At 43.9% G+C, this 16337-nt stretch carries 19 protein-coding genes and 1 pseudogene; 6 read left to right on the top strand and 14 right to left on the bottom strand.

Annotated features, from left to right (window positions below; translation table 11 throughout):
• Positions 1-13 precede the first annotated feature (13 nt).
• Positions 14-658 (top strand): START domain-containing protein, encoded by a 645-nt coding sequence (locus tag E0H87_RS15320; RefSeq protein ID WP_131324389.1) that lies wholly within the window; start codon positions 14-16, stop codon positions 656-658.
• 28 nt (positions 659-686) lie between these two features.
• On the opposite strand, the gene E0H87_RS15315 is transcribed toward E0H87_RS15320, so the two are convergent.
• Complete coding sequence (locus E0H87_RS15315) at positions 687-1886, bottom strand: MFS transporter (RefSeq protein ID WP_131324388.1); 1200 nt, start codon at positions 1884-1886, stop codon at positions 687-689.
• Positions 1887-1895: 9 nt separating this feature from the next.
• On the bottom strand, positions 1896-2699 hold the full coding sequence (gene dkgB, locus E0H87_RS15310) for a 2,5-didehydrogluconate reductase DkgB (protein WP_131324387.1): 804 nt from the start codon (positions 2697-2699) through the stop codon (positions 1896-1898).
• 111 nt (positions 2700-2810) lie between these two features.
• On the opposite strand from dkgB, the gene E0H87_RS15305 reads away from it, so the two are divergent.
• Entirely contained in the window at positions 2811-3701 is an 891-nt protein-coding gene (locus tag E0H87_RS15305) for a LysR family transcriptional regulator (RefSeq protein WP_131324386.1), read from the top strand.
• On the opposite strand, the gene E0H87_RS15300 is transcribed toward E0H87_RS15305, so the two are convergent.
• Positions 3661-4062 (bottom strand): hypothetical protein, encoded by a 402-nt coding sequence (locus E0H87_RS15300; RefSeq protein ID WP_131324385.1) that lies wholly within the window; start codon positions 4060-4062, stop codon positions 3661-3663. The genes E0H87_RS15305 and E0H87_RS15300 overlap by 41 nt on opposite strands.
• 96 nt (positions 4063-4158) lie before the next feature.
• On the opposite strand from E0H87_RS15300, the gene E0H87_RS15295 reads away from it, so the two are divergent.
• Entirely contained in the window at positions 4159-5601 is a 1443-nt protein-coding gene (locus E0H87_RS15295; protein WP_131324384.1) for a PLP-dependent aminotransferase family protein, read from the top strand.
• Here E0H87_RS15295 and ahr read toward each other — a convergent pair.
• From ahr to E0H87_RS15255, 8 genes are all read right to left on the bottom strand, one after another.
• Entirely contained in the window at positions 5571-6608 is a 1038-nt protein-coding gene (ahr, locus tag E0H87_RS15290) for an NADPH-dependent aldehyde reductase Ahr (RefSeq protein ID WP_131324383.1), read from the bottom strand. The genes E0H87_RS15295 and ahr overlap by 31 nt on opposite strands.
• A 27-nt stretch (positions 6609-6635) precedes the next feature.
• On the bottom strand, positions 6636-7199 hold the full coding sequence (locus E0H87_RS15285) for a DNA-3-methyladenine glycosylase I (protein ID WP_131324382.1): 564 nt from the start codon (positions 7197-7199) through the stop codon (positions 6636-6638).
• Between the two features lie 25 nt (positions 7200-7224).
• Entirely contained in the window at positions 7225-7470 is a 246-nt protein-coding gene (locus E0H87_RS15280; RefSeq protein WP_016168913.1) for a hypothetical protein, read from the bottom strand.
• Between the two features lie 19 nt (positions 7471-7489).
• Positions 7490-8029 (bottom strand): M23 family metallopeptidase, encoded by a 540-nt coding sequence (locus E0H87_RS15275; protein ID WP_131324381.1) that lies wholly within the window; start codon positions 8027-8029, stop codon positions 7490-7492.
• A 65-nt stretch (positions 8030-8094) separates the two neighbouring features.
• A complete protein-coding gene (gene mutY / locus E0H87_RS15270) occupies positions 8095-9123 on the bottom strand; it encodes an A/G-specific adenine glycosylase (protein WP_131324380.1) in 1029 nt (342 codons plus the stop codon).
• Between the two features lie 125 nt (positions 9124-9248).
• A complete protein-coding gene (locus E0H87_RS15265) occupies positions 9249-9614 on the bottom strand; it encodes an HIT family protein (protein ID WP_131324379.1) in 366 nt (121 codons plus the stop codon).
• Positions 9615-9690: 76 nt separating this feature from the next.
• Positions 9691-10431, bottom strand: coding sequence for a dienelactone hydrolase family protein (locus E0H87_RS15260; protein WP_131324378.1), 741 nt, complete (start codon positions 10429-10431; stop codon positions 9691-9693).
• Between the two features lie 293 nt (positions 10432-10724).
• Entirely contained in the window at positions 10725-10883 is a 159-nt protein-coding gene (locus E0H87_RS15255; protein WP_016168908.1) for a DUF1328 domain-containing protein, read from the bottom strand.
• Positions 10884-11071: 188 nt separating this feature from the next.
• On the opposite strand from E0H87_RS15255, the gene E0H87_RS15250 reads away from it, so the two are divergent.
• From E0H87_RS15250 to E0H87_RS15240, 3 genes and pseudogenes are all read left to right on the top strand, one after another.
• The gene (locus E0H87_RS15250; protein WP_131324377.1) at positions 11072-11524 is read left to right on the top strand and encodes a YcgN family cysteine cluster protein; all 453 of its coding nucleotides are present in this window, start codon (positions 11072-11074) and stop codon (positions 11522-11524) included.
• Between the two features lie 88 nt (positions 11525-11612).
• Positions 11613-12511: pseudogene (locus E0H87_RS16365) on the top strand (alpha/beta hydrolase).
• 82 nt (positions 12512-12593) lie between these two features.
• Positions 12594-13868: a replication-associated recombination protein A gene (locus E0H87_RS15240; RefSeq protein ID WP_131324376.1), complete on the top strand. Its 1275-nt coding sequence runs from the start codon at positions 12594-12596 to the stop codon at positions 13866-13868.
• 224 nt (positions 13869-14092) lie between these two features.
• On the opposite strand, the gene E0H87_RS15235 is transcribed toward E0H87_RS15240, so the two are convergent.
• Genes E0H87_RS15235 through E0H87_RS15225 form a run of 3 tightly spaced genes read right to left on the bottom strand, consistent with a single transcriptional unit; the run spans position 14093 to position 16280 of the window.
• A complete protein-coding gene (locus E0H87_RS15235) occupies positions 14093-14869 on the bottom strand; it encodes an ABC transporter ATP-binding protein (protein ID WP_131324375.1) in 777 nt (258 codons plus the stop codon).
• 11 nt (positions 14870-14880) lie between these two features.
• A complete protein-coding gene (locus E0H87_RS15230; RefSeq protein ID WP_131324374.1) occupies positions 14881-15594 on the bottom strand; it encodes an ABC transporter permease in 714 nt (237 codons plus the stop codon).
• Positions 15591-16280 (bottom strand): ABC transporter permease, encoded by a 690-nt coding sequence (locus tag E0H87_RS15225; RefSeq protein ID WP_131324407.1) that lies wholly within the window; start codon positions 16278-16280, stop codon positions 15591-15593. The genes E0H87_RS15230 and E0H87_RS15225 overlap by 4 nt, the downstream gene beginning before the upstream one ends.
• Positions 16281-16337: the final 57 nt, after the last annotated feature.

Here is a 16337-nt window from a genome sequence, read left to right as displayed (position 1 = left end):
GAAGCTGAATTAAATGAAAATAAAACTGATCACTTGCTGTGCTGTAGCCTTGTTTGCTACAGCACAGGCCAAGTCTATCGACAATGCCAAACTCAGTATTAACAAACAGAATATTAAGGTTTGGACTTACCAAGACAATGCAAACCCTGTGGTGTTATATAAAGCCGAAACCCATTTTGATGTGCCGATTGAAAAGGCCACTGCCCTGATTTTGGATGTGGAACAAGCGCCCAAATGGGTGCCTTATATGGGCAGTGTCAAGGTATTGTCTCGTGATGACAGCAAAGGGGAGTTTCTGTTGTATATGGTGCTGGATTTTCCCTTTCCTTTAAAAGACCGAGATTTGGTGGTAAAGGGGAAAATGAGTAAAGATGCGCAAGGGCTGATTCATATTCAAAATAAGGCTGTGAATCAAGGCTATCCGCTGAATCCCGACTATGTTCGTTTAACCCGTTATGAAGGCGACTGGACTTTTCAGAAACTGGGGAAGCAGAAAGTGAAAGTCTCGACCTATGGCTATGCTGATCCTGAAGGCTCTATTCCGTTAAGCGCTGTGAATCTATTTGTTGAACAGCAGCCGTATCAAATGTTGTTGAAGATGAAGGATGAATTGGCAAAACCGCGGAATTATGCAGCTTTGCCAATCGCATTACGCTAGTCAATATGATGTTAAAATCGACATGGATTTAGTGTTCAAGACATTGAGGCTCTATTTTTTGTGTTTGGCTTTGTACAAGCTGTTGGTTCAGTAACATTTTTTGTAAGCCGACCAACAGCAAGGCTAGACCACTTAATAGTGCACCGATCCAAGACACCGCCGTATAGCTGAGTCCAAAACTGAGTACGCTGGCACCCGCCAGTGCACCCAAGGCATTGCCTAAATTAAAGGCGCCAATATTGACCGAAGAGGCCAGTCCAGAGGCTTCATGTGCAACCGACATAACGCGCATTTGTAAGGGTGGAACAACGGCAAAGGCTGCTGCACCCCAGAGGATTAATGCAATGGCTGCGCCAAATGTGGTTTGTGCCAACCATGGAAACAGTAACATCATGATGCTGAGTAGGCTGAGAAAACCCAATAGCGTCCGATCCAGTGAGCGATCTGCGAATTTGCCCCCAAAATGATTGCCAATTGAAAAGCCAATCCCAACCAGAACCAACATCAAGGTGATCAGGCTTGGTGTAGCTTGAGTGAAGTTTTGCAAACTGGGGGCAATGTAGGTATACAGTGTGAACATTGCGCCTGAGCTCATGACCGTGGTCGATAAAGCCAAAACCACAGGTAAGCGACTGAGTACTTTGAGTTCTTGAGTAATGTTAGGCTGAGCACTGGGTTGACCTTCGGGTAGTGCTTTCCAGAGAGACAGCATGGTGATTACCCCCAGGAGTGTGATGCCCAGAAAAGCAATGCGCCAACCAATATGTTGTCCCACCCAAGTGGCGAAGGGAACACCACCAATATTGGCCAGAGTCAGTCCCATAAACATGGCTGCGACGGCACTGGTTTGTTTCTCTTTGGGCACCACACTGGCGGCGACCACAGAACCAATCCCAAAGAAAGCACCATGATTTAAGCTGGTCAAGATGCGTGCCAGCATTAAGCTGGAATAACTGTGGGCAAAATAAGCCAGCAGGTTGCCTAGTGTGAAAATGACCATGAGCAGGATCAGGGCACGCCGTTTGGAATAACGGCTAAACCATAGGGTCATCAGTGGAGCACCCAACATCACTCCAATGGCGTAGGCACTGATGAGCATACCTGCTTGTGGAATAGAAATACTCAGATCACGGGCAATTTCAGGTAAAAAGCCCATGGGGGAAAATTCAGTGGTTCCAATAGCAAAGGCGCCAATCGCCAGCGCCAATAAGGGGTAATTCACTTTCATTTGATTGCCCTAGTCCCACTCGGGAGCGAGTTGTTCAGGATTGACCTCACGTGAGTTTCTGTCGAGTTCAGCAATAGCCTGTATCTGTTCTGGAGTGAGCTGTAAATCTTGGGCTTTTAAATTTGCTAACAAATGCGTCCGTTGTGTAGAAGATGGAATGACGGCATAACCTTGTTGCAGCGCCCATGCCAATGCCACTTGTGCGGGACTGGCATTGATTTGCTGGGCAAGAGCCTGTAAGACAGGCTCTTGCAGCACTTTGCCATAGGCCAAAGTCATGTAAGAGCTCACATCAATCTGTTGCTGTTGCAGATAACTGACCAAGCGACGATTTTGTAAATAAGGACTCAGTTCAATTTGATTGGTGGCAATATGCTCCAGTCCAATACTGTTAATTGCTTGCTCGGTCAGGGCAATATTAAAATTAGAAATCCCGATATGTTCAGTCAATCCTAATTGCTTGGCATGCAGCAAGGCTTGCATGACTTCCTCAATTTGAACCCCCAGTTGTGGCGCAGGCCAGTGGATTAAAGTCAAATTTACTGCATCCGTACCTAACTTTTTCAAGCTCTGTTTTAAGCTCTGAATCAGTTGCTCTGGAGCGTAATTTTCAGTCCAGATTTTGGTGGTCAAAAATAATTCATGATGTGGTACGCCACTGTTGGCAATGGCTTGACCAATTTCAGCTTCATTGCCATAAATTTGTGCCGTATCAATGGCACGATAGCCGACCTCAAGTGCAGTCTGAACCGCGTCAATTACTGTTGCACCCGTCAAGCGAAAGGTACCCATTCCCATTTTTGGAACAATCATGTTTTTCTCAACCGAACTTTTTTAAAGATGGAGTTATTTTGCTGAAATAACTGTTGTGGAAAAATCTAGGAATTTGCAAAATATTGTTGACCAATAATCAATAAAATGACGATGAAATCGACCATTGAAGAATTAAATACTTTTGTCCAGATTGTCGAAAGTGGCTCGATTGTGAAAGCTGCGGAGCAATTAGGACAAACCACATCGGGTGTTAGTCGTGCCTTGCAGCGTTTGGAAAGCAAACTCAATGTGACTCTGCTAGAACGGACTACGCGTAAGTTGAAACTGACGCAAGAAGGGCAGTTGTTTCTGGAAAAATCGCGTAAGATTTTGAATGATTTGACCGAAGCTGAAGATGCGTTATTAAAATCTGATCATGATATTTCAGGTCTCATTCGGATCGATTCTGCGACGCCTTTCGTACTGCATGTGATTGTGCCGCTGATTCAAGAGTTCATGCAGCAATATCCCAAGATTGAAATTGAATTGAATAATCATGATCAGATTATTGATTTGCTGGAACATAAAACCGATGTGGCGATTCGTTTTGGCGAGTTAAACGATTCCAGTTTGCATGCCAAATTACTTTGTCGCAGCCGGTTGTATATTGTGGCCAGTCCTGATTATTTGGCCCAACATGGCGTGCCCAACCAGCCTGAGCAGTTGTTGCAGCACCCCTTGCTTGGCTTTACCCAGCCCACCCATTTAAATACTTGGCCATTAAGGTTACAGGGACAACATCTTAATATTCATCCAAAAATCAAGGCATCGAATGGGGAAACCGTACGTCAGTTGGTGCTGAACGGTGTTGGGATTACCTGTTTGTCGCGTTTTTTGGTCCAAGATGATCTCCGTGCAGGACGTTTGGTGGCGCTGTTTGAAGATCAGATTGAACTGCAATATCAAAAAATCCATGCGGTGTACTATCAACAAGAACACTTACCGAAACGGGTTCGCTTGTTTATCGAGTTTTTGGCGCAGAAACTTGCCATGTATCTGTAGTTTTGGGTAAGTGAAGTTGTACGGTGAGCAAGGCTTGTCGTGGTGCATGGTTCGGATCATGTTGTGCAATTGCAAAATGTTGTGCATCGTTCCAACAGACAAAGCGTAACTCTTTACGCTGTGTTTCACCAATTAAGGTAGTGCGGGTTGAGCCAGATTGATAGCTAAACAGGCGTTGCGGGATGACGCTATCCATGACATCGCTTTTCTGGTTCAATTCAAAGTTTTGCTGTCCAGATGCTTTCAAAAAGCCTTCAATTAAAGACTGACAAATAAAATCATGTTGTTGTTGCCAAACGGATGTACTTGGTTGGCAGGCCGCAAGAGATAGGGTCAATAGGACGAGACTAAGACGATACATGTTGATTTCCCCAAATAAAAATGAACTGTACCCCTAGCATAGATAAGGTGTATTCTTGGTTACAGATACAAAATACATTAAAAAATGAGTACAGTGATGGGCATCCAGTATCGTGATTTGGCACACCAGTTAGCACAGAAAATTTATGCGGGAGAATTGGGGGCAGGGCAGCGCTTGAGTTCGTTGCGTCAGTTTGCTCAGTCGCAACAGGTCAGCCTCAACACCGCCAAAAGCTGTTATGAGCTGTTAGAAGCACAAGGTTTAATTACGGCAAAACCTCAAGCAGGTTACTTTGTGCAACCACAAGCTTTGGCGGTGGCCGTGCCACAGCATGTCGATTTTGCGGTGACGGCGCGAGACGTTTCTAATTTAGAACTGCAAATTGAAATTCAAGAGGCCTCCATTCATGATCAAATGATTCATTTGGGGGCTATTCAACTGTCACCGAATTTAGTGCCTGTAGAGGCACTCCGCCGTTCCATTCACCGTGCGCTGAAACACAGTAAACCTGAAGATTTTCTCTATAGTGATAAACAGGGACATCGACGTTTAAGAGAGGCTTTGTCGGCACATTGGGCAGAAGATGGCATTTACATGGCAGCTGAAGATATTTATATCAGCAATGGTTGTATGCCCGCTTTGTCGGTGGTGATTCAAACCCTGACCCAAGAAGGCGATAGCATTATTGTACCGACACCCAACTTTAATGGGCAGTTGCAACTCTTGGCGAGTCTGAATCGTAAAATTGTGGAAGTTCCAGCGCATGCCAATGGCTTTGACCTGAATCGATTTGAACAGGCGATGCGTGATTCGGGAGCCAAAGCCTGCTTACTCACAGCCAATTTTCAGAACCCTTTAGGCTTTTGTTTAAGCCCTACAGAAAAAGAGAAAATTGCCCAGTTAGCAGCCCAATATCAGTGTTATGTCATTGAAGATGATATTTATGCCGAATGCAGTTTTGATTTAAAACGCCCACTTCCAATTCAATACTGGGACCAACAGGGTTATGTCATTTACTGTGGCTCGGTTTCCAAATCCTTATCTACTGCTTATCGGGTGGGGTGGTTTTGCATGCCGTCACGTTTAAACTATTTACGGGTACAACTTCTGACTCGACATGTTGCGGTGAATACTCCCTTGCAATTGGGCTTGGCTGATCTAATTTATAGCCGCGCCTATCGAGAGCATTTGAATCGGTTAAAACCGAGTTTAATGCAGCAAGTCGAGCAATATCGGCAATTTTTAATTCAGGCTTTTTCGGGTATCGAGATTCGCTTGAATCAGCCCAAAGGAGGCTATGCCCTGTGGTTACAGTTGCCTGAAACCATTCATAGTTTGGATATGTACCATTATGCGCAACAGCAAGGTATCAGTATTGTGCCCGGCATTGTGTTTGGAGAAGAGCAGCGTTATAAAAATTGCATACGCTTAAATGCGGGTCATGAATTATCCACCGAGATCCGCCAAGCAATTGAATGCTTGGCGAGTTGGACTCGGCGACAATTGGATTATGTTGCGCTTGATTCGAAGTCGGCTTGAAGCACAATCCGATAACGGGCTTGGCCTGAGTGCAAACGCTCTATCGCCTGATTCAGTTGTGACATTGGGTACAATTCAATTTGTGGCGCAATGTTTTTACGTGCAGCGAACTTGAGCAGTTGACGTAATGCAGCAGGTGAACCTGTCGGTGAGCCAGTCACTGATTTTGCCCCTGCAATGAGGGAACCGACTGAAATTGGCATGGGTTCCAGAGGCACACCCAGCATATGTGCTGTACCATTCGGTGCTAAAGTTGTGAGGTAAGCACGCCAGTCTAGTGTAACGTTGACGGTGCTGAGCAACAGATCAAATTTACCTTGTTGTTGTTTTAGCGCGGCACTATCTCGACTATTCACCACATGGTCTGCGCCCATGGCTTTGAGTTCATCGGTCTTGTCTAGACTTGAGGTAAAGGCTGTTATTTCACAGCCCCATGCTTTGAGTAATTTAATTGCCATATGTCCCAAACCACCAATACCGATTACACCGACATGATGAGTGGCTTGGATATGATGTTTGAGTAAAGGGTCAAATACGGTAATCCCGCCACAGAGCAGAGGACCCGCACTTTCAGGGTCTAAATCTTCAGACAGCGGAATCACCCATTGCCATGCCGCCCTCACTTTATCTGCAAAGCCACCCGCATGACCCACAATGGTGGCGGTACTGCCACTGCTGCATAATACAGGCTGTCCTGCCACACATTGATCACAGTATTGGCAGCTTTCCGCCGTCCAACCTAAACCTACACGTTGACCGATCTGTAGTCCTTTGGCTTCTGAACCCATTCTTAAGATGGTGCCAATGACTTCATGTCCTGCGATCACAGGGTAAACAGAATTACGCCATTCGTTGTCAATTACTGAAACATCTGAATGACAGAGTCCACAATATTCCACTTTAATTTCAACTTGATGGGCTTGAAGTTCACCCGCATCAAATTGAAAGGGTACCAGTGCCTCGCCTGCGTGGAGGGCGGCATAGCTATTGATCAGATTATTACTCATGATGGCATCCTCTATTTTTATGGGGGACTATTTTGTTGTATTTTTGGCGGGGCAATCATCTTCGTGATCATCGACCATACCCACGGCTTGCATAAAGGCATAACAGGTCGTTGGCCCCACAAACTTGAAGCCTTTTTTCTTTAAGGCCTTAGACATCTGTTGGCTAATGTCCGTTTGTGCAGGTGCCGTTTTATAGTTCGGTACAGCATTCAAAATAGGTTTATGGCTGACAAAACCCCATAACCAATCCACGACATTTTCTTGTTGTTTTAGGCTTTGCCAAGCGCGTGCATTCTCTCGAATGGCTTGTAGTTTGCCAATGTGTCGAATGAGTCCAGCATCTTGTAATTTGGCTTCTAGGTCGGCATCGCTCAGCTCAGCAATCTGTTGAATCGGATGCTGAAAAAAATGTTGGCGATAGCTTTCCCGTTTTTTCAGTACAGTAATCCAAGACAGACCCGCTTGCTGTCCTTCGAGACAAAGCATTTCAAATAAATGTTGCTCATCATGCACAGGTTGTCCCCATTCATGATCATGATAGGCAATGTAGAGAGGATCCTCGGTACACCAGCCACAGCGTTGTTTATTCATTGTTCCTCTCTATGTTGTTGTCGATTTATAAGGTGAAGTCTATCCACTGATCCGTTTTATTGTCCCAGTAGGATAAGTTTGCTTGTTGTAGCTCGTTAAATGAAATCCAGAAATCTTTGCCTGATTTGTCTGCAAAACCTGTACTAATCAACAGGGCATCTTCGGTAATTTCCATGACCCAGCCCTGATAGCTTTGTCCTGCAACTACAATTTTTTGTTGATTGCCTGATTCTGCAAATTCAACCAGACGATTCATCAACACTTCAGACATGTGTATTTCCTAAAAAAAATTAACGTAAATATGGAAAAGGATTGACCGCACCGCGACCTTTGCCTTCTAAATAGATGCCATAATGCAGATGGGGTGCAGTATGTCGAGCATTTCCGGTGTTGCCTACATAGCCAATCAGATCGCCTTTTTTGACATAATCTCCAATAGCCAGTCCGCGTTTATGCTCATTTAAGTGTGCATAATAATGCCAAGAGCCACTTGGCCCCAACACCCAAATTACTTTACCACCCAAATTGTTATCACGTAAGTCAGCAATTAATCCATCGGTAGTGCTATACACTTTGGTTCCACGTGGAGCCATAATGTCGATACCTTCATGTCGACGTCCCTGACTGCGTGAAGCACCCCATGTATCGGTCAATTGTTTAGTTTTAATATTTTGTACAGGAATGGGTAAGTTCGATTTAAGCGGTGTGCGTTGTAGGTCTTGAACGGTAGAGAGCGGCAGCCCAGAGCCTGTTTTCTTGGGTGTCGAAGTACAGGCAGTGAGTACCAAAAAACTGATTGTTAAACTGCTAATCGCAAACTGACGAAGCACAATTTTTCCTTTTGATTATTGTGATTTTCAAGAAGCTAAACTTTCAGTTTCAGACTATGTCATATCTATAAGGCAGAGATCAATTTTTTCATGGCAGTAGGCAGCCCCATTTGTGTAGCTTTTTGTGGCGTGTACCATGTACCTGAGAGTTCAATTGCAATATGCTCTTTTTGTTCTGGTTCCACGTGGAAACAAATCGCGTCAAGTAACCAAGTAAAATGAGTAAAACTATGTGAGATTTGCGCACTATTGCTGTTTGGTTTTAGACCTAACATTTGTGTGGTTTGGCTCAATTCAGCACTGTCTTCATAGATGGGTAGACTCCAGAGTCCGCCCCACAACCCAGTATTTGGGCGTTGTAACCACAGCCATTGATCTTGGCACTGCAATACCATGACTTGTGCCGATTTCACAGGAACGGCTTTCTTGGGTTTCTTATAGGGCAGTTCTGTTTCTAAACCTTGTTGATGGGCTTTACAGTGTTGCTGCATCGGGCAATACAAACACAACGGTTTTTTCGGGGTACAGATGGTTGCCCCTAAGTCCATGATGGCTTGGGTATAGTCATGATTGCGTTGTTCTGGGCAAAGTTGTTCTGCCAGTTGCCACAGGGCACGTTCATGTACAGGTTTGCTAAGATCATCTTCAATGGCAAAGAAACGGGCGAGCACGCGTTTTACATTGCCATCCATAATCACGCCATATTGGCGAAGTCCCAAGGACATTAATGCACCCGCGGTGGAGCGCCCAATACCTGGCAAAGCGATCCAATCTTCTAAGTTGCTAGGGAAATGACCTTGCTGTGCCACAATTGCTGCGGCTTTGTGTAGGTTACGCGCACGGGCATAGTAGCCTAAACCTGCCCAGTAAGGCGCAACATCATCCCAAGAGGCACGGCCTAAATCTTCGACAGTAGGGAAGCGTTGTACAAAGCGCTCAAAATATTGCAGTACGGTTTTGACCTGTGTCTGTTGCAACATAATCTCGGAAACCCAAACTTGGTAGGGATTGTCCGCTACTTGCCAAGGCAGGTCATGTCGACCATGCAGATCGAACCAGTCTAATAGGGCATCTGAGAAAGAAAACGAAGACATGTGAACTCTATACAATTTCAAGCGACTTAGTATAGCGGAGCCGTACTGTTTTTTGCGTCGCGAGAGCAGCAAATTTCGGCATAAAAAAATGATGCCATCGCATCATTTTTTTTTAAAGTACAGGATTAAGCTTCGCTTAACATCCCCCAACGTGCATCGAGTTTTAGCGGTTGGTCATCGTAACGAGGGATAATGTGGATGTGCAAATGTTCAGATGCTTCACCAAATACCGAGCCATCGTTAAAGCCAACATGAAAACCTGTGGGTTGATGACGAAGCTGGAGTTCATTGCGCGCCAATTCTAAAAGTGTCATTAAGCTTTTACGTTCTTTGTCGGTAACATCAAAGAATGAGCTGACATGGCGTAGAGGGATAATGACGCAATGTCCTTTAGAAAGTGCATTTGGCTCAGGTAGAATTACACCAAACTCATTTTTATCAATGATATCAAACTCATCGAAATTGCAGTAGGGGCAGTTGTTCTCAGTCATTATCTCATCCTCTTAAAAAAAGCATTCAAATTCAAAAAATGATATTGGATCAAGCCAACATCCACGGTTCTATTTTTTATTCAGCCAAACGACGTTGGAGTAGTTCATACATGGCTTCAAGCCCTTGTCGTTCCGCTTCAGCATTATAGCCTAAGTCTACACCATTGGCTTTGGCTCTTTCATCTGCTTGCGGGTTACTGAACCCGTGTTTTGCATCTTCAAACACGATCACTTCATGCGGAACTTGAGCCGCATACATTTCTTCACGGAAATGCGCGACATCATCTAAGCTAACCATGCTGTCGAGTTCGCCATGTAAGACCAAAACTTCAGCTTTGACCTGACCTGCTTGCGCTGGGGTTTGTGCAGACAGGTTGGCGTGGAAGGTCACGACAGCTTTCAGTTCAGCACCAGAACGTGCTAAATCGAGCATAACTTTACCCCCATAACAGAAGCCAATTGCAGCTAGTTTATCTGCATTTACCTCAGTTTGTGCCGCCAAAGTGGCTAAACCTGCTGACGCACGAGTCACAATGGTGTCTGGCGCTTGAAAGGTTTGCATCATCCATTCATTGGCTTGCGCCGCAGACGTGGTCACATTTTTATTGCCATACATATCAATGGCGAAGGCCGCATAGCCATGTTCTGCCAGTTCACGTGCGCGTTGTTCTGTATATTCATTGCGCCCCCACCATTCAGGTGCGACCAAAATCCCTGCAACAGGTTCAGCAGTGTTTGGTGCTGCAAAATATCCAATTAAGCGCGTACCATCTGCGGCAGTATATTCGATTTCACGGGTTTGAATGTTGGTGGTCATCCTTTTGTCCTTAGTATTATTGAGTACGAGAATTGAATGATTAAAGCATAAAATAATCCATGATTTTAAAAAAATGACGTCATGGCGGTTAAGAAGTGTAAAAAAACATCTTTAGATGTAGGTTTAAAACAATAAGTAAATGAAATTAAAATATTATTTATAAGGAGTCTTGATGGGTTGAAAATAAAAAACCTGAACAGTAGTCTGGATTTTGATGGTTTAGATTGCACATTACGGCATAAAAAAAGAAGGAATATTCCTTCTTTTTTTGAGATACATTTGATGACCGTATTCTAAGCTTTCCCTCGAGAAATAAAGCCGATAATGGCTAAAATGACGGCAACGACCAATAAAATCACTGCAAAGTCTTTGGATAGTCCTGCAACACCACCAAAGCCGAGTAAGCTCGCAATTAATGCAATCACTGCAAAAATAATAGCCCAACGGAACATAAGTATTCTCCATGTTGTTGTTGTCTTGTGTTCAGTATAGAACTGCAATGTGCGTGGAAATGTTGCGCTTTTGTCTAAAAAGTGTTCATCTATTAAAGTAAGTCTATGATTTAACGTAAAAGAGATTACTGCATTGTTACCGAAAATTATTGATATAATGGTCGGGTTATTTTAACTTTTTGCCAAATATGTCTAGTGAATTAAGATCACAGTTCTGGAAAAAATATCCGCTTGAAGCCCTAAATGCTCAAGAGTGGGAGGCTTTATGCGATGGTTGTGGTTTGTGCTGTTTGGTGAAATTAGAGGATGAAGATACGCAAGAAGTCGCGTATACCAAAGTGGCCTGTAAGCTATTGGATTGTACAACCGCGCGTTGTAGTAACTATCCTGAGCGTTTGCAATATGTCCCAGATTGTATTCAACTAACGCCAGAGAAATTAAGACAGATTCATTGGTTGCCTGCGAGTTGTGCATATCGACGTTTAAATGAAGGGAAAAGTTTACCTTCATGGCATTATTTAAATACAGGTTCACGGCAGAGTGTCATTAAAGCCAGAAAGTCGGCAGCAGGTCGTTGTATCTCTGAAACAGAAGTCGATGAAGAACAGATTGATGAATATATTGTGCGTTGGGTACGTTAACCCACAGATAAAATAACAAGCTTTAATTGATAATGATTCTTAATACATGTAATCTTTGATCTCTTTTGTGGGTCTTTGAGGTCTGGTCATGTTTCATTTCTCATGCAAGTCTGCATTGTTGCTGGTATGTGGCTTTAGCTTGATGATGCATGCACAAGTACAGGCAAAACCGAATTTGACCCCCTTAAAAGCCAATATTGCTGAACAAGGCTCCGCCTACTATCAGTTTCAGGTGAAGTATTTCCAATCGGCCGATCAGCAACGTCGTTATAAAGTCTGGTTAGGTCTTCCGCGCCAAGCAGCGGCAGTCTCTCCTGCATTATTCATGCTCGATGGTAATTCGGCGATGTCTTATTTGTCTGAAGATCTATTACGGCAATTGGCAACGCATGAAGCACCCGTTTTGGTTGCTATTGGCTATGACACCAACTTGCCTTTTTATACAGCAGCACGTGCTTTGGACTATACGCCAGCGGATGAAACTGGAAAAATTACAGCAGATCCCCGCCAACCTGAGCGTTTAAGTGGCGGCAGTGCACATTTTCGTGAAGTGTTATTCAACCAAATTCAGCCTTGGGTGGCTGGACAAGCCAAATTAGATCCTCAACGCCAAGCTTTATGGGGACATTCTTATGGGGGGTATTTGTATTGGATAGTCTGATGCACCCTCGATACTTCAGCCATTATTTTGCCGCGAGTCCCTCTTTGTCGTGGGCAGATGGTCGTATTCTGAAAAATATGCAAATTAAGGCAGCCCCGAGTGGTCAAACTCAGTCTTTATGGATTATGGAAGGGGATTTAGCACAACATCATCCTGCGACAACAAGCCCAAATTTTAATCCGAAAACTGTGCAAGAGAATCGTGATGTGATTGCCCATTTTGCACAGCAAGGGGTACAAAGCAAACTGTTGCTTTATCCAAATTTCAGTCATGGACAAATGTTTGCAGCATCATTGTTGGATATTTTAAATTACCGTCTATTCTAATGGGATCTTCAGCATTCAGCTATTCTGTCTGCTTGGCATTCCAGTGTAGACTAGAACCACCTTCATTGGCTGAAATAACCGTATGTCAGACACTCAGATTCCGCTTCCAGAACGTCTTCGTCCTCGTGATTTGTCTGAAATTATTGGGCAAGATCACTTATTGGGAGCGCAAGCACCATTACGTCAGATGATTGATCAAGGGCATTTACCGTCGATTATTTTCTGGGGACCACCAGGTGTAGGAAAAACCACGATTGCCTTGCTGTTGGCACAAGCAGTGGATCGTCCCTTTGTCAGTCTGTCGGCGTTAAATACGGGTGTAAAAGAACTACGAGAAATCATTGCAGAAAGTGGTGATTTGCTGACCCCTGTGGTGTTTATTGATGAAATTCACCGTTTCAATAAATCACAGCAAGACGCTTTATTGAATGCGGTGGAAAAGGGCAAGATTACGTTGATTGGTGCGACCACAGAAAATCCTTCCTTTGAAGTCAATAGCGCCTTATTGTCACGTTGTCAGGTCTATACCTTAAATGCGCTCAGCAATGAGGCCATTCAGGAGCTGATTCGACGTGCGATACAACAAGATACTTTTTTAAAACAACGCTTTATTCAAATTGAAGAATTTGATGCCTTGTTGCAGTTTGCCGCAGGAGATGCACGTAAGGCACTGAATTTACTCGATCTAATAGCCAGTACCTTTGAAGCAGATGTTGAAAATATCATCACCAATGCCATTGTCGTGCGTGTTGCACAGCAAAATATTGCGCGATATGACAAATCGGGTGAACAGCATTATGACTTGGTGTCGGCCTTTATTAAGTCGATTCGTGGCAGTGATCCCGATGCGGCTTTATATTGGATGGCACGGATGCTGAAGGGCGGAGAAGACCCCGTATTTATTGCGCGTCGCATGCTGATTGCCTCTTCGGAAGATATAGGCAATTCTAATCCGAATGCCTTGCTGTTGGCTGGAGAGTGTTTCCGTTCGGTTCAAGCCGTGGGCATGCCTGAAGCACGAATTATTTTAGGACAATGTGCCGTGTATTTGGCGACCAGTGCCAAAAGTAACAGTACTTATCTGGCAATAAATAAAGCGCTGGATTTGGCGGAAAAAACAGCAAATTTGCCTGTGCCGTTACATTTACGTAATGCACCAACCAAACTCATGAAACAGCAAGGCTATGGGATGGACTATTTATATCCGCATAATTACCCTGAGCATTTTGTAATGCAAGAATATTTGCCTCCAGAATTGAAAGGTACCAAGCTGTACGAATCTGCGCGTAATAAACGTGAAGTTGAAGGTGAGCGTTTACAGCAGCGCCGTTGGATGCAAGAACAGCAGCAGCAATAATACTGTTTAGTCAAAATAAAAAAGCCCGACATCCTGTCGGGCTTTTTCGTATGCGCTGCTTAGGTATAACTCCTGTCGTACCTCACATCCTGATGGTGTCACTTATCATTATTGTTTTATGTTTTGGAACATCCTGTTCTCTATGTCCCCATCATATGAAAAATATTCAACCTGATCTAGAAGACATCTTCCTGAATCTTTGTAAGCTGTAACCTACAAAGCATTTATTTAAAATTGCCTTCAAGGAACTGTTTGAGTCGTTCACTTTTGGGATTGATCAAGACTTCTTTCGGGTCACCTTGTTCTTCAATTTTGCCTTGATGCAAGAAAATCACATGGTTGGAGACATGCCGAGCAAAGCCCATTTCATGGGTCACTACAATCATGGTTCGACCTTCTTCTGCCAGACTTTGCATCACTTTTAACACTTCACCCACCAGTTCAGGGTCTAAAGCGCTGGTCGGCTCATCAAACAACATCACTTCGGGTTCCATCGCCAATGCACGTGCAATCGCTACCCGTTGTTGTTGCCCACCTGATAAGAAGGATGGATATTTAGTTTCTACACTTTCAGCCAGCCCCACTTTTCTTAAGTATTTACGCGCACGCTCTTCAGCTTCGGCACGTTTTAAACCCAAAACATGAATGGGACCTTCAATGATGTTTTCCAGTACGGTCATATGTGACCATAAATTAAAATGTTGAAACACCATCATCAGTTGGGTGCGCATTTTCTGTAACTGTTTTGGGCTGGTCGCTTTTAAGTTACCTGATTTGTCTAGCACAGTATTGAGTTGCTCGCCATTCAGTTGAATGGAACCTTGACTCGGTTGTTCTAAGAAGTTGATGCAGCGGAGGAAGGTACTTTTTCCTGAACCTGAAGAACCAATAATACTAATGACATCGCCTGCGTTAGCATTCAGGGATACACCTTTTAGGACTTCATTGTCCCCGAAGGTTTTATGTAAATCACGAATCACCAGTTTTGCTGAGTTTTCCATCTATGTTTCTCCTAATGATTCGACGGTTTTAAGAATGCCAACCAACGTTGTTCCAATTTACGAAAGATCCAAATCAAGATAAATGCCAAACATGCATATAAGATGGCTGCGATGCCAAAAGCATCAAACGTGGCATAGGTTGCCGCATTCACATCTCGTGCAATTTTCAAAATATCAGGCACGGTCGCAGTAAAGGCAATGGTGGTGGCATGCAGCATTAAAATGACTTCATTACCATAAAATGGCAATGCACGGCGTAACATGGATGGAATAATAATACGGGTATAACGTTTCCACGGAGACATGCCAAAGGCTTTGGCTGCTTCAATTTCGCCGTACGGAATAGAGCGAATCGCACCTGCAAAAATTTCCGTGGTATACGCTGCGGTATTTAGTGCAAAAGCCAGAATGGTACAGTTGAGTCCCTCGCGAAAGAATTCATCCAGATGCTCGTGGGCATGAATATAATCGAAGCTATAAATCCCGGTGTAAATAATCAGTAGTTGTACATAGAGTGGCGTGCCTCGAAATACATAGGTGTATAACCAAACAGGCAGGCGTAAAAAAGGATTTTCTGATACACGGGCAATCGACAGAGGAACAGCCAAGACAAAGCCAATCGCAATTGAAAGCACCAATAACCATGCGGTCATGGCCACGCCTGTCATTTGAAAACCATCGGTCCAAAGGTATGACTGCCAATATTGTTGAAGAATTTCAATCATAGTTGCCCCTTTTTCACGCCAACCGAGTAACGACGTTCTAACCACATCAAAATTAAATTCGAAATGGTGGTGATCGCAAGATAAATCATCGCGGCAATCACGCTGAAATAAAACACCTGCATGGTGCTACGACCCGCATCTTGGGTAATTTTCACAATATCGGTTAAGCCAATCAGTGAGACCAGTGCGGTGGCTTTAATCAGGACTTGCCAGTTATTGCCAATACCGGGTAAGGCAAAACGCATCATTTGCGGAAACAAAACGCGACGAAAGACTTGAAATGAAGTCATGCCATAGGCATAAGCAGCTTCAATTTGTCCTTTGGGTACCGCTTGAAATGCACCCCGAAACGTTTCGGTGAAATACGCGCCATAAATAAATGCCAAGGTAATCACGCCTGCAACAAATGGATTAATATCAATTTGTTCCATTTGCAGTGATTCAGTAATCGAGTTTAGTCCCAGTTGCAGGCTATAAAATAGCAGCAGCATGATGACCAGATCGGGAACACTTCGAATGAGCGTGGTGTAGGCTGTCGCAACATAGCGGACAATTTTAAGACTAGAGAGTTTAGAACTTGCACCCACTAATCCAATCATGATGGATAGTAATAGCGATAACAATGCAAGCTGTATGGTCATCCAAGCGCCTTCAAGCAACACGGGACCATAACCAGACAAAAACATACTCATCTACTCCGAGCAAAAACTATAAATAGAATATTGATGAAATTCAGTCATATA

The organism is Acinetobacter sp. ANC 4178, assembly GCF_004331175.1.
Taxonomy (GTDB): domain Bacteria; phylum Pseudomonadota; class Gammaproteobacteria; order Pseudomonadales; family Moraxellaceae; genus Acinetobacter.
Note: the sequence above shows the minus strand (reverse complement) of the source record. Positions and strands in the feature narration are given on the sequence as shown.

Bases quoted from the DNA above. Each gene is read 5' to 3' on its own strand.
- E0H87_RS15315 (WP_131324388.1), bottom strand. From the start codon at position 1,886: ATGAAAGTGAATTACCCCTTATTGGCGCTGGCGATTGGCGCCTTTGCT.
- E0H87_RS15240 (WP_131324376.1), top strand. From the start codon at position 12,594: ATGTCAGACACTCAGATTCCGCTTCCAGAACGTCTTCGTCCTCGTGAT.
- ahr (WP_131324383.1), bottom strand. From the start codon at position 6,608: ATGAGTAATAATCTGATCAATAGCTATGCCGCCCTCCACGCAGGCGAG.
- E0H87_RS15250 (WP_131324377.1), top strand. From the start codon at position 11,072: ATGTCTAGTGAATTAAGATCACAGTTCTGGAAAAAATATCCGCTTGAA.
- E0H87_RS15225 (WP_131324407.1), bottom strand. From the start codon at position 16,280: ATGTTTTTGTCTGGTTATGGTCCCGTGTTGCTTGAAGGCGCTTGGATG.
- E0H87_RS15265 (WP_131324379.1), bottom strand. From the start codon at position 9,614: ATGACTGAGAACAACTGCCCCTACTGCAATTTCGATGAGTTTGATATC.
- E0H87_RS15320 (WP_131324389.1), top strand. From the start codon at position 14: ATGAAAATAAAACTGATCACTTGCTGTGCTGTAGCCTTGTTTGCTACA.
- mutY (WP_131324380.1), bottom strand. From the start codon at position 9,123: ATGTCTTCGTTTTCTTTCTCAGATGCCCTATTAGACTGGTTCGATCTG.
- E0H87_RS15300 (WP_131324385.1), bottom strand. From the start codon at position 4,062: ATGTATCGTCTTAGTCTCGTCCTATTGACCCTATCTCTTGCGGCCTGC.
- E0H87_RS15295 (WP_131324384.1), top strand. From the start codon at position 4,159: ATGGGCATCCAGTATCGTGATTTGGCACACCAGTTAGCACAGAAAATT.
- dkgB (WP_131324387.1), bottom strand. From the start codon at position 2,699: ATGATTGTTCCAAAAATGGGAATGGGTACCTTTCGCTTGACGGGTGCA.
- E0H87_RS15255 (WP_016168908.1), bottom strand. From the start codon at position 10,883: ATGTTCCGTTGGGCTATTATTTTTGCAGTGATTGCATTAATTGCGAGC.
- E0H87_RS15305 (WP_131324386.1), top strand. From the start codon at position 2,811: ATGAAATCGACCATTGAAGAATTAAATACTTTTGTCCAGATTGTCGAA.
- E0H87_RS15235 (WP_131324375.1), bottom strand. From the start codon at position 14,869: ATGGAAAACTCAGCAAAACTGGTGATTCGTGATTTACATAAAACCTTC.
- E0H87_RS15285 (WP_131324382.1), bottom strand. From the start codon at position 7,199: ATGAATAAACAACGCTGTGGCTGGTGTACCGAGGATCCTCTCTACATT.
- E0H87_RS15260 (WP_131324378.1), bottom strand. From the start codon at position 10,431: ATGACCACCAACATTCAAACCCGTGAAATCGAATATACTGCCGCAGAT.
- E0H87_RS15230 (WP_131324374.1), bottom strand. From the start codon at position 15,594: ATGATTGAAATTCTTCAACAATATTGGCAGTCATACCTTTGGACCGAT.
- E0H87_RS15280 (WP_016168913.1), bottom strand. From the start codon at position 7,470: ATGTCTGAAGTGTTGATGAATCGTCTGGTTGAATTTGCAGAATCAGGC.